The 16,434-nt window shown below is 39.1% G+C and carries 7 protein-coding genes; 1 reads left to right on the top strand and 6 read right to left on the bottom strand.

What is annotated here, in order from left to right:
* Positions 1–2: 2 nt before the first annotated feature.
* From OO007_RS17135 to OO007_RS17120, 4 genes are all read right to left on the bottom strand, one after another.
* Entirely contained in the window at positions 3–7,904 is a 7,902-nt protein-coding gene (locus OO007_RS17135) for an SDR family NAD(P)-dependent oxidoreductase (protein WP_325809708.1), read from the bottom strand.
* Between the two features lie 189 nt (positions 7,905–8,093).
* A complete protein-coding gene (locus tag OO007_RS17130; protein ID WP_131906444.1) occupies positions 8,094–9,464 on the bottom strand; it encodes a cytochrome P450 in 1,371 nt (456 codons plus the stop codon).
* Positions 9,465–9,638: 174 nt separating this feature from the next.
* Complete coding sequence (locus OO007_RS17125; protein WP_325809707.1) at positions 9,639–10,640, bottom strand: DUF2156 domain-containing protein; 1,002 nt, start codon at positions 10,638–10,640, stop codon at positions 9,639–9,641.
* Between the two features lie 87 nt (positions 10,641–10,727).
* Entirely contained in the window at positions 10,728–11,255 is a 528-nt protein-coding gene (locus tag OO007_RS17120) for an RNA pyrophosphohydrolase (protein ID WP_131906446.1), read from the bottom strand.
* A gap of 108 nt (positions 11,256–11,363) precedes the next feature.
* Between OO007_RS17120 and OO007_RS17115 the strand changes: the two genes are divergently transcribed.
* The gene (locus OO007_RS17115) at positions 11,364–12,017 is read left to right on the top strand and encodes an HAD family hydrolase (RefSeq protein WP_325809706.1); all 654 of its coding nucleotides are present in this window, start codon (positions 11,364–11,366) and stop codon (positions 12,015–12,017) included.
* Positions 12,018–12,090: 73 nt separating this feature from the next.
* Here the strand turns inward: OO007_RS17115 and truA are convergent, their stop codons facing one another.
* A complete protein-coding gene (gene truA / locus OO007_RS17110; RefSeq protein ID WP_325809705.1) occupies positions 12,091–12,873 on the bottom strand; it encodes a tRNA pseudouridine(38-40) synthase TruA in 783 nt (260 codons plus the stop codon).
* Between the two features lie 219 nt (positions 12,874–13,092).
* Entirely contained in the window at positions 13,093–16,038 is a 2,946-nt protein-coding gene (locus tag OO007_RS17105; RefSeq protein WP_325809704.1) for a FimV/HubP family polar landmark protein, read from the bottom strand.
* Between the last annotated feature and the right edge of the window lie 396 nt (positions 16,039–16,434).

Genomic DNA, 16,434 nt, shown 5'->3' with positions numbered 1-16,434 from the left:
GGTTAATGCTTCATTGCATCTTCGATAAGTTTCTTCGATAACTCTTCAGCTTCTTTCTCAGTCATATTTTCTGCATGACCGTGACGAGATGCTGCGACAGAAATACTTTCTTCATGTTCTGATTTATTATTAGCTAGATCTGAATCAGGGGCCATTGAATCATCATCAGACTCAGATAATTGCTCGGTAATTCTTTCTGCTATTCGGAGAATATTAGCCCCTTCGGTCAACGCCATTACTGGCAATTTAACCCCAAAACGTTCTTCAATCGCTAACACGAGTTCCATACCCATTAACGAATCCATACCTAGATCAAAAATTGACCTCTCTACATCAAGTTTCTCTCTTGGCAAACGCAATATCTGTTCTATCTCATCAAGTAACAAATCTACAACAAGCTCTTGAATCTCCGCCTGCCCCAGATTTGTAATCAGCGTCTGAATATCTTCAAAATGGTCACTGTCTGATGTTTTGACCATTCTCTTCAACTCGTCATATTTTGGAGAGTTAGCAGCAGGCATTACACGTTGTATGACCCCCCAATCCAAATCTATAACTCCAACACCGACCTTATCGCTAAGTATTATTTTTTCTAACATTTTAAGCGCTTTATCCGAGTTTAATGCTTCACCGCCTAAACGTGATTGTAACGCTTCTTTGGTTTCCTCGTTTCGTGCTAAATAACCCACATCAGAGATCGCACCCCAGGCTACATAATTTGCAGACAGACCTAATGACTTTCTATACGCGGCTAAAGACTCGAGATAACTATTTGCAGCAACATAGTTAGCCTGACCTGGATTGCCGACATAAGTAGTGGCAGACGAATACAATACGAAGAGATCAAGATCAATATCAGTTGTAGCCTTATGTAAATTCCAGCCACCCATTACTTTAGGCTGCATTACTGTTAGCAACTGTTCTTGAGACATATTTCGAATTAACCCATCATCCAAAACCATTGCTGCATGAACAACACCTTTTAATGGCGGTATATCTTTTTGAATCTCAGACACTAATTTAGTTACAGCCTTCATATTAGTAACGTCACAAGCGCGAGTATAAATACTCACACCCTTGACCTTAAGTGAGTCTAATATCGCTTTTGTTTCTTCATCTGCTTTGGAAACATTGGCACTTCTACTCACTAGCACTAATGATCTGGCACCCTTATCCACCAACCAACAAGCTGTTTTTAAACCAAAACCACTGAGCCCACCGGTGACTAAATAACTAGCTTTTGAATCACAGACTAATTCTTCATCTTTAACTGGTAATGGATGAATATCATCTTGAGATATCGAGTTACCATTTTCAAATGAAACAACAACCTTACCTATTTGTCTTGATTGTTGCATATAACGAAATGCATCTTCAATTCGAGTGGCAGGGAAAGCTCGGTAAGGCATAGGCCTTAAACTACCGTCATCAAATAACTTCATCATTTCTTTAAAGAGACGATTAGCTAGCTCAGGTCTTTCAATCAGTAACTGATCTGCATCGATACCAAAATAGGAAATATTATTTCTAAACGGTCTTAACCCAACTTTACTATTCTCATAGAAGTCACGTTTTCCCAACTCAAGGAATCGACCAAATGGTTTTAATACTGACAGATTTCTTGTAATAGCCTCACCCGCCAGAGAATTCAATACTATATCAATACCCGAACCATTGGTTATTTCCATGATCTCATCAGCAAATGCTAAAGACCTGGAATCCATTACGTGATCTGCACCTAGTAATCGAACAAAATCTCTCTTTTCATCACTTCCCGCGGTAGCAAAAATTTCAGCACCACAATATCTCGCGTATTGAATAGCAGCAATTCCCACTCCACCAGCAGCTCCATGGATCAATATTTTTTCACCTGGCTCAATTTGTGCTAAGTGCTTGAGGGCATAATAAACAGTGAAAAAAGTTGTAGGTATTGTCGTCGCTTCTTCAAAACTCCAATCTTTGGGCTTATGAGTTATAGCGGTGGTTTGAGTAATGACTCTTGAACTAAAACAAGCCGGAGCAAAACCAACGACTTCATCTCCTGCTTTGAACTCAGTAACAGCACTACCTACCTTCGTCACAAATCCAGAAACTTCCATTCCTAAGGTTGGACCAGCAAAACCGTTTTCTACTGCTTCATCAGAGAGAAGCCCCATTGCGTACATGACATCTCGAAAGTTAAGTCCTGCTGCATGAGGTTTTATTTGTATCTCATCTGCTCTACAGAAGTTTTCTGATAATTCTTGCCAAATTAAATTTTTGAGCTGCCCCGGAGAACTAAATTTCAAACAGTAATCTATGTCTTTTTTGATTTTCGCAGTTGTTGTTTTAACGTTTTTCGCATTCTTTATCTTCTTAGTAACCACTTTCGGACGTAGATCTGTACGTTTCATACGCATTACATGACGTACGTTTTCATTAACAATGACTTCGTTTTCATTGTTTTCAGTACTTACCAGCATCAATTCGTTCATAAGAACGCGGCTAGTTATATCTAAATCAAATTTCCCCTGCAAATCAATAAGCTTGCAATCAAGATCCGGATGCTCATTCATGATGACTCTTCCAAGTCCCCACAATGGCGCTTGCGATGGATTTGACTCAAACAAAAAGTCCTGATTATCCTCTGCCAGTGTTGCACCACCAGAAGTTACAATTTTTAATTGAGGCATTTTTGTTACGCCAGACTTTTCTAAGCCTTTAACCAAATCTATTGTACTGCTACACCTTAAATTTTGAAGTCCAAGCTGTATATCTTCAACTTCACTAGATTCGGTTTCGTTATACCAACGTAAGCCCATCAAATGCACGATCACATCACAACTCACCTCTTGTTTCTTTAAGGTAGAAAGGATGTGATCAAAATGTTCTTCTTTTTCATTGTTGCTGGAATCAAAATTCAATGAAAAATGCATAGGACCCAGGCGTTTATAGGTTTCACCTGTTTCAACCAGAATGACTTGATGACCTGCTTTATTCAATTCTGTAATTACTGCATGCGATAATGAACTAGAGATTTCATCATCATCTTTCAAAATCATCCAGTTTTGAATTTCGCTCTCTTTGGTAGCTGTTTTTTCAATTTCTACAGTATGATTATGATTTGCTATAACCATAAAGGCACCAACATCACCTGTAGCTTCTGGTTCAACTAACAACTCGACTTGATCAAAGCCTAAATCCTTCAAATCTGAACGCCAGGAATTAGCTGTCATAAGAAGCGGAGATGGTCTAGTCACATCAGAGGTATGTATCCACCAATCAGCTTGCAAACCAAAAGTCATATCCATAAAACGGTCTGATTGTCTTTCAATCAACAACATAACCCCTTTAGGTGAAAGGACCTTTTTGATATTTTCTTGCGCTTTGGCGCAGTCATCTGATCGATATAAGGTATTGGCTGCAATGACTATGTCAAATTTAGCATCATTTAATAAACTGTTAGAAATATCCTGACTTAAGTCTATTTGTTGAGTATTTACAAAGTCCCAATCTTCTAATGAAAAGTCCGCTTTTAATAGCAACTCTTCATCGTGATGTACGTATAGGTAATCACACTGATCTTCTGGAAGAACAGGTAATATTTGTTGGCTGATTTCTGTATCGTTACCACCAATTTCTAAAACCCTAAGTCGTTTATTTGCAGGCCAGTCAGATACTATTTCACTTAAAATATTTCGTAGGGCTAGGTTCATGCTCAAGTTACTAGGAGAAGCACCACTCCAATGTTCTTGAATGCTACTTTTATTGGAAAATAACAAATTTTTAGCATCGACTTTATTCTGTAAAACATCAGCTAAATGTTTGCCACATCGTCCTAATAGCATTAACTCTGGAAGATAATCAGGTGAATCACCAAGAACCGAAAGCCAAATATCCTCTGCAGAAGGCAAGTCACTTGATGCTACTAATAGCCATTGATCATTTTCAAAAGTAGCTAAATCATCTTCTACTAAAATCTCGAGTAAACGAGATAATAAAGGAAGCTTTACAGATTCAATATGAGCTTGTTCCGCTAATGATTGAAGAGTGAACTCATCTCCTTTTGGATTTAACGTTTGTATTGCTTGCCAAGCAAACATGGACACCATTAAATCAAATAATGGTAAAACTTCCTGATAATGCCTATCTCTTTGCAGAGTAGATTCATGATCTTTTAAAAACTCAACAGCATTACTGACTAATACAGCAGGCTCCGCAACCGGAGAAACCGAAGCAGAATCATTAAGAGGCATTAAGAATGGTTGGAATTCATAACACGCTGGTAATAAAGCCGCACTGCGCATCAGCTGGACACCTCTGAAACGACAGTCTTTCAATTCAACTAAGACCGCTCCTTCAGAATCCAGCAATAAATAATCAGCAACTACTGATTGAGGGCTTTGTTTAGTTACATTCACATGTAAATAAGACAGGTTTTCTATGGACGATGAATAGTAATAGAGCTTACCTATTTGAACAGGTATTAATGCGGCTTGATTTCCGTTTTCAATCTTATTAGAGAAAATATCTACCAGTACCTGAAAACCAGCATCAAGCAAAGCGGGATGTAATAAATATAAACTATTGTCTATATTTAATTGGCTTTCGCTTTTAATTTTGGCTATAGCACTCAGCGATGAAACCCATACTTCGTCAATTCCCTGAAAGGTTGGACCATAGCTCAAACCAACTGATTCAGTTAATTTGTAATGCCCTTTGGACGAGATAGTATGATTTGAGTTTGTAACGAAACTATTTAGCGCATAGTTTTCTGGCACTTTCTTATTGGTTTTACCTAACAGCCTACCAACAACATTTTCTGACCACTGACTTTCACTCAGACGATCTCGACTACTAATGATGAAGCTACCATCTTTAGGAAATAATTTGAAAAGTAATGACTTACCATGATCTAAGACTATTGGAGCTCTGATTTCTAAATTTTCTATTTCCCATTGTTTCTTCTGGTCTTCATCCGTTGAAAACCATTCTTTAGAAGCTGCTAAAGCCATTTCTACAAAAGCAGCAGCAGGCATCACTGCACCACCATCTACGACATGATCATTCAAATAAGATAAGATTTCGACATCTACTTGATTTTCCCAGCACGCTTCATGATTCTTTAAGCGATAACCTAATAGAGGGTGCACTCGATCTCTATTTACAAGATCTGATCCTTCCGCAGTCAAAGAATACCAGTGCCTCTCTTTTTGCCATGGGTAATGAGGCAAATCAACATATTGACTAACTTTTTTAGGAAAAAGAACTGTTTCATCCAAGTTACATCCAGCAAGATAACAGCTGTAGAGCCCACTTAATAAACCAGTTTTAGTTTCACTTTGACGCTTAATCGTTGTTAATGCCAGAGATGATACATCCTTAGCTCTGCTACACTCATTAACGTAAGTTCGAAGTACCGGATGAGGCCCGATCTCAAGATAAACTTGATAACCTTCATCCAACATATTACCCATAGCATTAGAGAAAAGAACCGGCTTTCGAATATTCTCCCACCAATAATTTGCGTCTAGGTCTTCACCTTTGAATAAGTCCCCACTGACTGTAGAGAAAAATTCTATCTTGGATTTCTGAGGCTTCAATTCTTTCAAAGACGTCTGAATTTCATTTTTAACAGGATCCATAGCACTGCTATGAAAGGCATAATCCAAATCGAGAATGCGGCAAAAAATACTATTCTGTTTTAAGTTACTTTCAATTAACTGCAGAGACTCCAACGAGCCAGACAGCGTGACAGATTTGGGACTATTGATTCCGGCAATTGACACATCACTATCAAGAAGTAGTTCTGATATTAATTCATTAGCATCTGATTCACTAATAGCGACTGCAGCCATTCTACCCATGCCACTGGTTTTACCCTGTGCATGGCTTCTTCTATAAATAACTTCAGTTGCCTGAGCTAAATCCAAAGCCCCTGCTGCCCATGCTGCCGCTACTTCACCAACACTATGGCCAATAACAGCATCCGCTTTTAAGCCTTTAGATTCGAGAACTTTAATTACGCCAACTTGTAATGCAAATAATAGAGGTTGAGCAACTTCAGTTAGATGTAGTCGTGAGTTTTCCTCTGAAGCCTTAAACTCATCGATTAAAGAAATATCATCATAATCATTAATCAACTCATTAACTTTGATTACTGTTTCCAGAAAAAGAGGTTCTTTTTCTAATAGTTCGCACCCCATTCCCTGCCATTGTGATCCATTACCGGAAAATACAAGCGCAAGTTTCACTCCACCGTCTTTATTCAAAGAGTTTTTGTTTTGAATCTCTACTTTTGTTCCTGCTGTAGCGCCAGTATGAATTTCACCTTGAGAATAAGCATGCAAACACTCGACAACTTCTTCTACGGTATCAGCATTTATCGCTAAGCCATGATCAAACTTCTGACGAGTTTTATAAGCTGAGTATGAAATATCATCAAAATCTTCACTCGCACTCTGTAATAAATCACGATACTGACCAGCCATGGCTTTTAGCGCATTTTCACTTTTAGCTGAAAGCAATAGAGGAGAATGTGCAGCGTGTTGCTCTTCTTTATTTGCAAGTGCATTATTTATAAGTGCTTCATTTTTAACTTTTTTCGCATTTGAGGATTTTTTTGTTTTCTCTTTCTTATATTCCTCAACAATAATATGCGCGTTTGCTCCACCAAAACCGAATGAATTAACACCCATTAGTAATGGTTTTTTTCGTTCTCTTAATGGTGTAAACGAAGTAACAACGGATAACTTATCAGCTTCAAAATCTATATTAGGGTTAGGTATTTCAAAGTGTAATGAAGGCGGTATTGCTCTATTTTTTAGACTTAAGATTACTTTTAGTAAACCAGCCATACCAGAAGCTGTTTCAAGATGCCCAAGATTCGTTTTTGCAGAACCAATAGGCAATGATTTTTTGCGAGGTCTTCCCAGTACTTTTGCCAGCGCTCCAGCTTCTAAGGGGTCACCTACTGCCGTGCCTGTTCCATGCGCTTCCAAATAACTAAGATCATTTGGATGAATTCCTGCACGGCTGTAAATCGTTTCTAATAAGCCAGCTTGGCCTTCAGTACTTGGCAATGTGATTCCATTTGTACGACCATCACTATTTATCGCCGTGTCAACGATTACAGCATGTATAGGATCGCCATCGGCTTCTGCATCTTCCAAAGGTTTTAAGAATAAAACAGCAGAGCCTTCAGATCTTACGTAACCATCTCCAGTAGCATCGAAAGCACGACAGCGACCGCGAGGAGATAACATAGAAGCTTTTGAGAAACCGACAAAACCAAACGGATGAAGCAACATATTCACGCCGCCAGTTATCGCTGAAGGAGCATCACCATTCCAAATAGCATTACATGCCTGATGAAGAGCAACTAAAGAAGATGAACAGGCCGTATCTACGGAAACACTTGGCCCATGCAAATCATAAATATAGGAAATTCTATTAGATGCAATACTGGCTGTATTACCTGTCATTGAGTAAGGATCTAACGAACTCAAATCATCCATGCGGCGATGCGCGTAATCAGTACTCGCTATACCAACGTATACAGCACATTGAGATCCTGCTAGAGACTGCGGAATTTGTTTGCCGTCTTCTAACGCTTCCCATGTTAATTCTAAAAGAAGACGTTGCTGAGGATCCATCTGTGCCGCTTCACGAGGGGATATCCCAAAGAAAGCCGCATCAAATTCATCTACTTGTGGCAGAACACCTGCAGCAAAGGTATAACTTTTACCGGGTTCTTTTTTGTTTGGATGTTTGTAAAAATCAGTTCCCCAACGTTCTGAACTGACTTCTGTGACGACATCTTTACCATTTTTCAACACATCCCAATAAGCATCTGGTGAAGAGGCTTCACCTGGGAAACGACAAGCCATACCGACAACGGCAATTTTCTTTTTTACTTCTGACAATGAACTATCCTTGAGGAGATCTCACATCCTAATTATGTGAGGGATTCTACATGATATTGCACCTTTCGTGCATAGCTTCTGTCACTTAATTACAGGCTATGTTTATAACAGAAGAATCCAGAGTAACAATAAAAGCCGCACAAACCATTTTTCACTTAATAAATACCATATAAATAAAGCGTTAACTCATTAATTTCTATTCTGAATTTTCATTGGTAAACGCCCTTTTGGCCTTAATGTCAGGCGGCACTCATGCTCAACTTTCTGATTTTCATCGAGTGACAATCGGAATTTTTGAGCCAAAATAGCAATTGATAAAACAGATTCGATAATTCCGAAATTTTTCGCCAAACACACTCTAGGACCAGCACTAAAAGGGATATAGGTAAATTTAATTGGCTTAGGCGCATCCGGCATAAAGCGTTCAGGTATAAAATGATCCGGCTTATCCCAATATTTTTTATGACGTTGAATTAACCATGGAACAATCAACATAATCGAACCCGGTGGTACTTTCTTACCTCGAATAGTATCTCCTTCGAGCGCTTCTCTGGATAAAATTGGAACCGGCGGATACAAACGCATGGTCTCATCGAGAATCGCGCGTGTATATTTTAGCTTATCAACATCTGCAAATTCAGGCGTTCTTCCTTGCAAAACTTCATCTAACTCTGCGTGAAGCTTTTTTTCAACCTCAGGCGCTTGTGAAATCAGGTACCAAGTCCACGCCAACACATTAGCAGTAGTTTCATGACCAGCCATAAATAAAACAATTAATTCATTGCGAATTTGTTCCTTAGTCATGGTATCGATACCACTTTCAGTCTGGTTTGCTTTTAACAGTTCGGCAACCAATGTCCCGTCATGACCACCTTCTTCGGCTTTCGCAATGATTGCATCGACAGCATTATGAATTGTTTTTGCTGCCTTACGCGCCTTGCCCACTTTAGCATTAACATTTGGCCACCAATCCGGCAATCCGAGAAAATTACTTAATGCCATTTGCTTTACTACTGACTGATAAGCGGCAAAAGCATCAACCACAGCAGCACTATTCTCAGAACCTAATTTTTCCCCAAACAAGGTTCTTGCGATGATTTCAGCAGTCAGCTTACCCATCTCTGTGTGAACATTTACCTCTCCACCTTCAGGTACTTTCGCCCATTCTTCTGCCATTTCATGAATCGTGGAGGTCATCACCCTACTAAACATTTTGATATGTGCAGAATCAAAAAGTGGCATTTGAATTTTGCGTCTACTCGCCCAGGTATCACCATCACTTATGAACAACCCATCACCCAGTAAAGGCTCAAGCGCTCGTCTCATTTGAGGACTCTTACGCTCATAATTTTCTTTCGCTTCTACGAAGATATAGCGCACTAAGTCTGGAGAATTCGCAATAAAAATATTCTGCTTCAGAATTTTCCGATGCATAAACTCTACTTCGAATGATTCCTCATCCCAGATAGAGAGCAAGTCTTGTTGTGCATAGTAAAGCGCTTGAAACGGATTTATTTCTTTAGTGTGACGTTTCGGGTATGGCGGTATGAAATCACTCATAAAATTTTATTCTAAGTTTGGAGAGCGGCATAATATTGCCAGCACTAGTATTAAACAAGAGACTTATATCAAATTTAATCACTTCAACCGCTTAATTTTCACTAAGCCACCCCCCTACTTTGAGGCGTTTTTTTACACGTTTAAATTGGTAAGATGCAATCAAATCAGTGTAATTCAAATCATGCCATTCGCTTTAACCATCGCAAATACTTCCCTCAAACCGGTACCATTAGTACCTGAAATATAGACGGGATTCGCTTTACCATTAAATTTCTTTTTGTGTGAAGCATTCCCCTGGAATGGGTAGATATAATTTAATTTTTCGAAGGCATACCAGAAGGCTTTTCGAGTCAATTTATTATAATTGAGCTCTTGCGATAATCCTCTTTGCAAAAACAACGGTGACATCCCCAGATTTACAACTTCGACGCCCTCAGTTTTAAAAACCTCGATTGCCGCTAAAATAATCGTTGCGCTGGTGCCGTGTGGGACATTATCAGCAATACGATCAATATTGTGATAATAGGCAACAACCTTACCGTCTCGATAGATTGGATCAAAGGTAGCAAAAGCTATTAATTTATCATTCTGGTAAGCCCAGAAATAACGCACATCTTTTTCGGTTTCCGCTCTAAGCGGTCGAACTAGAAAGCTATATTCACTTCCACCTTTATTCTTCAACCAACTTTCAGAAATCTGCGAAATCGCTTGTTGCTCTTCCGTATCTGACATATCAGAAATATTTTTTTCAAATACAGAAACACCTTCACGCTTACATTTATTTTGCCATTGCCTTAGCTTTGCCCGCTGCTTACCTGCCAGACTAAAGTCTGAAATAGGTATTTCAGTTTCAATACCGAAAATATTTGTTTGATAACCTGCTTCATCAAGCACTTCAGCAAAACTGCGAGACGTTTGTACAAAAATCACATCTGAAAATTTATAGATAAAAGCATCCAGCATTTTTCTGTAGTTGTCAGGATGACAGACGGGATTAGAAAGTACTATTTTGCGCTCTTTGCGAGACCAAAACCAATGCTTGAAATCGATATAGGCGATATAGCCAATATCCTCCATAACAAAATATTTCATGCAGGGTTCTAGGCTTGTATAAGCCATACAATGACTTCCATATTTTTCCAGATAGGGAATCAGTCTGTTTTCACTAGGAGACAAGTTAATACTCTTTATTATTTCTATTTTTTAGCTATTTAGTAGCGGACAATAAATTAACTCAGGACAGTGATTAACTGCCCCAAGTAGCTAGCCGACTTCTCTGCTATCTTCATCATCAGAATCAATGGTAGATGGGTGACCTATTAGTGTCAGAGGAGCAAGTTCTTGTAACGCACGCTCATACACTCTTCGTTTAAAGTATACGACCTCTTTTGCGGGTAGCCAATAATTAACCCAACGCCAGCCATCAAACTCAGGCACATCACATGCTTCCAAATCAACCGAAGAATCATCACAGGTAAGTTTTAACAGGAACCAACGCTGCTTCTGACCAATACACACTTTTCCATTATTACAACGACGAACCATTTTATTGGGAAGGCGGTAACGCAACCAGTCTTGAGTAGAGCCTACTACCTCAACATGTTTCTCACGCAAACCTGTTTCCTCATGCAATTCTCTAAACATCGCTTCAAGTGGTGTCTCACCTTCATCTATACCACCTTGTGGAAACTGCCAGGATGTCTGGCCAATTCTTTTTCCCCAAAATACTTCACCATCGCAATTAGATAGAATGATACCAACATTGGCTCGAAAGCCGTCATCATCAATCACGATATTCTCCAAAACTATTAATTAAGTCGATTCTTCCACATCGGCAGTGAATCAGCAAATTTTTAGCGATACAATAAGGGAATTAATATTTAATAAGCAGGAAACAGCATGGCACTAGCATTATTCGATTTAGACAATACTCTTTTAGATGGGGACAGCGATTATGAATGGGGTAATTTTTTAGTTTCTAAAAAACTTGTAGATGCCGATGAATACGAAAAAGCAAACACCTACTTTTATGAACAATATAAACAAGGCACATTAGATATCGTTGAGTTTTCAGCTTTTAGCTTTAAACCTCTGTCTTTAATTAGCAGAGAAGAATTGAATAATTTGCACCAAGAATTTATGCAAACTTATATCTTACCAAGAATAAAACCTCAGACCCCTACAGTATTGAATAAACACAAAAACCAAGGTGATACGCTAGTCATTATTACTGCGACCAATAGCTTTATCACTCGTCCTATCGCGACTCACTTAGGCATTAAACACCTAATCGCTACCGAACCAAAGATTATAGATGGAAAATATACAACGGAAATAGAGGGCACCCCATGTTTTCAAGAAGGCAAAGTCACGCGTTTAAATGATTGGTTGAAAAAGAATAATGATTCAATGGAGGGAAGTTATTTCTACAGTGATTCAATCAATGACCTACCTTTATTAGAAATAGTAGATACACCTATTGTTGTTGATCCGGATGAGAGATTACGTGAGGTTGGCACTAAACGAGACTGGGAAATCACCTCATTTAAATAAACTGAATAATAAGTCACCCCCCTACTTTCAGGCAGTTTTTATAAGATTATTTTCGAAACCCCATCAGAACTTGTCACAAACCATAAAATGGTGGCGAAGCAACGTCAGGCAAATTAAATCTTTCAGGGTATTTAACACTGACAAAATACAAACCACAGGCAGGTGCAGTTATTCCTGCCTGTGTTCGATCTTTTATTTCCAAGAGTTCTGTAAACCACTGCGGTGATTTATCGCCAGTTCCCACCAGAAATAAACTACCCACAATATTTCTAACCATATGATGCAAAAAAGCGTTGGCGACGATATCAACATAGATATATCGATGATCACGTGTCACTGTGATTTCCTGTAACTCACGCATCGCATGTTTTGCCTGACAACCAGCCGCTCGAAAGCTACTGAAGTCATTCTCGCCTAATAATTTGCTTGCAGCATCTTGCATAGCATTTTCATCAAGATGGTATCGAAACCAGCAAACTTTCTTATCCAATAATGCAGGACGTGTTGGTTGATTCAGAATGATATATCGGTAGCGCCTTGAAAGCGCAGCAAAGCGCGCATGAAATTCATCATCTACAGGTTGAATCCAGCGCAACGCAATATCATCAGGCAGATTGGTATTTGTTCCCATAATCCATGCTTTTTCAGTGCGTACAGCATCAGATTCAAAATGTACGATTTGACCTATTCCATGAACACCACTATCAGTTCGACCTGAGCACGTTAAATCTATAGCGTGATTTGCAACCGAGGAAAGCGCCTTTTCTACTTCACCTTGCACTGAAGGGCCATGCGATAAACGTTGCCAGCCATAATAAGCGGTACCATTGTATTCGATGCATGCTGCGTATTTCATTAATAACTCTCTGATGATGATACGTAAGTATATCGTTTAGTCTGAAGACTATTCTATCTTTTACCAACAGTTTTTCGATGATCCTATGCGATCGTTTTTATCTTGTTATTGAGCCAGAACTGCCTATTAATTTCAGACATAAAAAAACCGGGCTATGCCCGGTTTTTGATTTACTATTAAAAATTAGATCAGTTTGTAAGCATCTAACTCTTTAGTAGCTTAGCCATTGTTATGAAGTAGTTCTTCAGCTTGGCGTTTTTGCTCATCACTACCTTCTTCCATAACTTCTTCTAAAGTACTTCTTGCGCCTTCTATATCACCCATGTCGATATATGCTTTTGCAAGATCAATCTTAGTTTCAACTTGTGTTTCTTCGATTACTTCAGAACCTGAGTCCAGATCAAGGAATGATAAATTATCATCAAAATCTGCGAGTAAGTTATCATCATCAAGCTTGCTATCTAATGTTTCACTAGCAACTGCTTTGTAAGCATGCTCACCTGGCATTATTTTATCAAAGTCATCTGAATCTAATTCTAGATTAAGATTTGTTAGATCATGACTCTCAGCTCTATCTAAGCCTTCTTCTAGAGAAACTTCAGAAAAGTCTTCAGCATCTAGTAACTTATCTAAGGAATCATCATCCATTGAGAACTCTAGATCATCTGACTTATCTGTTGCCACATCTAGAATTGAATCTGATGCTTTTTCAGTCAAGTCATCCATGTCATCGTCAATGTCGATACTAAAGTCATCATCAAGATCTATCATATTCGTATCGTCTGTATCGATGATATCAGTTTCAAAACCTTCTAGATCACCTACTTCAGCAACTGGATCGATACTATCGTCTTCGCCTAAAATATCGTCTAGATCGAAATCTTCCAGATCATCCAAGTCAGTGTCAATATCATCTAAGTCACTAAGTTCAGACATTTCTTCATCAAAACTTAGCTTCTCTGATTCATCCAGAATAGTGTCTTCGATTAAGTCATCATCAGACAGTGCGTTTGCCATATCTCCTACAACTTCTTCGGCTTTGTCGCCTGCAGATGCTACTGCTGTCCCGGCTATCATTGCGACTCCTGCTGCAGCTGCTGCTACACCACTTGCCTTAGGTAACGATGAAGTTTCGTATAATTTGCTATCAGGAAGTAATGCTTTACCCCATTCACAAATTTCGTCCCAGTAATTTTGTTTATCATCTGCATCCAAATCCATGAAGACCTTAGTTGCTTCTTCAAATGCATCCTTCTCACCTGCCGCTTTGTAATTTTCTAGTAGCTTAGCGTGAAGCGCTGCATTATTCGGGTAACTAGTAATCGCACGTTTTATTTCAGATTCAGCTTGATCATGTAAGCCGTACACTATGTAAACATCCGCTTCCTGAATTAGATCATCTAATTCGTTATCAGATTCAGCGCTAGTTGGCTCAGGATGATTCTCTTCTACATCAGCATGTGCTTCGATATCTTCATCGTGCATCACAAACTCAGATTCATCAATCATTTCGTTGTCATCAACAAACGTTGTTTCATCGTTTGCAAAATCTTCGGCTTGATCACCATGCAGACCGCTATCAATCATGCTTGAGAAATCTTCTACTTCCTCACCTTTAGATTTACGACGTCTCATGAAGGCCAGTCCACCTAACAGTGCTAGTAATGAACCACCACCTATACCAAGTGCAGTTGGCGAGCTGATCATACCCATGATATCGAAAGCTGATTCTTCAGCAGCTTCATTCTTAAACGGTGGCGTTGGTTTTACCTTAGGAGTGATTGGCTCAACCACTTCCGGTACATTATCAACTACCGCAGGATCAGGAGTACGAATTATTTCACCGTTCTCATTCGCTAGACTACCTGCAACTTGTTCCTGAATATCAGTACCTTGATTTTCAACAACTGGTTGAGGTGTTTCTGATGAATTTACAGGAGCAGTTTCATTATTATTTTCTACTGCCGCATCAACTGTTTGCTCAGTACTCTGCACTGGAGCAGGCTCACCATTCAGGTTAGCTTGTAAACCAGCGAGTTGCTCACTCTTAAGCGTAATCAAACGATTCTTTTTACGTAATAAAGATTCAAGTTCGGAAACTCGTGACTTCAATTCTTCGTTTTCATTTTGCTTAGAAGTCAATGACTCCGTTAACATCGCTAACTGCTTATTAAGTTCTGCTACAGAACCTTTACCAGAACCTGATGACTCACCAGATGCCTTATTATTCTTACCCATTACTTCTAGGCGGGCTGACTGATTAACAGACTTTGAACTGCCTTTTGCTTTTGCAACTTGTTCAGCACGTGCCGCTTTCCAAGACCTTGCCTGAGCAACAATCTGAGATTTTGCTGTACGAACAGGAGTGGATCTCGCTTCTTGAATAGAAGGACGAGCCATCAGAACACCTGATTTCAGGTTATTCATATTACCTTGGCTAAACGCTCTTCGGTTTTTCTCAAACAAGGCAACCATCATCTGCTCTTTACGAACACCTTGATAACCTAACTTGCCAGCAATTTTAGATAATGTATCACCGCGTCTTACGCGATAATTTCTACTCTGTGAAGCTTGTGCAACTCTAGCAGGTGCAGCAGCCGGTCTTCTAACAGGAGCTCTTTGAGCTTGTGCGGGAGCAGCTGCTCTTACTACGCGACGTGGTTGTTGTTGAACCTGACGTGGTTGAGCAGCGGGTCGTGTAATGCGACCTTGTGCTCTTGGTTCTGCTCGAACACCTGCGTTGTTGTTTGCGATTGCTGTATTAGGTCGCATTAACACTGGTGGATCAAGAAGAACCGTATATTCTTTAAGGAGTTGCCCATTTGGCCAGCTGACTTCTAATAAGAAGTTAAGGAACGGCTCATTAATAGGCTGATTAGAACTAACCAGAATAACAGGTCGGCCATTTTGTACAGTTGTTTTAAAACGAATACTGTTCAAAAACGCTGGTCTATCAATTCCCACTCTATTAAATACATCAGGAGAAGCAACTCTAACGCGTAGACTTTTCGCTTCTGCGACGCTTGTTGAAAGTAAGTTAATTTTACCCTGGAAAGGTTGATTCAAACTGGATTTGGATTCAATCTCACCTAGACTGAGTGCGTTAGAAGCTGTTGGGATAGCCATTGCCATGCAGATGGCTAGACTTAAGGCTTTCTTATTCACTTGTTATTCCCCTTTTATTATTTTTATCAACATTCTGAATCCATTCATTGCTTCAACAAACTTACGAAACATTCCTGAGACTCATTGCTCTAAACAGAGCTAATGGTTAGTTATATTTATTGTTATCGTATCTACTCATAGGTCTTTTAATTATTATTAATACTATGATGTAAATACTCCAGACCCCTAAATACTGGATACTGTGCACAAATATATCAAAATAAGGATGAATCAAAACTGAACGATTCACTTTATTGTCATTTTTTGTCCTTATTTGTCCTTATACAAAAAAAACCTGTCAGAAAGTGACAATTTCTGACAGGTTTTAACGTTGTAAGCTATATAAACCCTACTTATATACGAAGGGTCTACTAACACAAACGACTAACAATCTTG

It is taken from the genome of Cocleimonas sp. KMM 6892, from assembly GCF_035798195.1.
Classification (GTDB): Bacteria; Pseudomonadota; Gammaproteobacteria; order Thiotrichales; family Thiotrichaceae; genus Cocleimonas; species Cocleimonas flava.
This window is presented reverse-complemented; position numbering and strand designations above follow the sequence as displayed.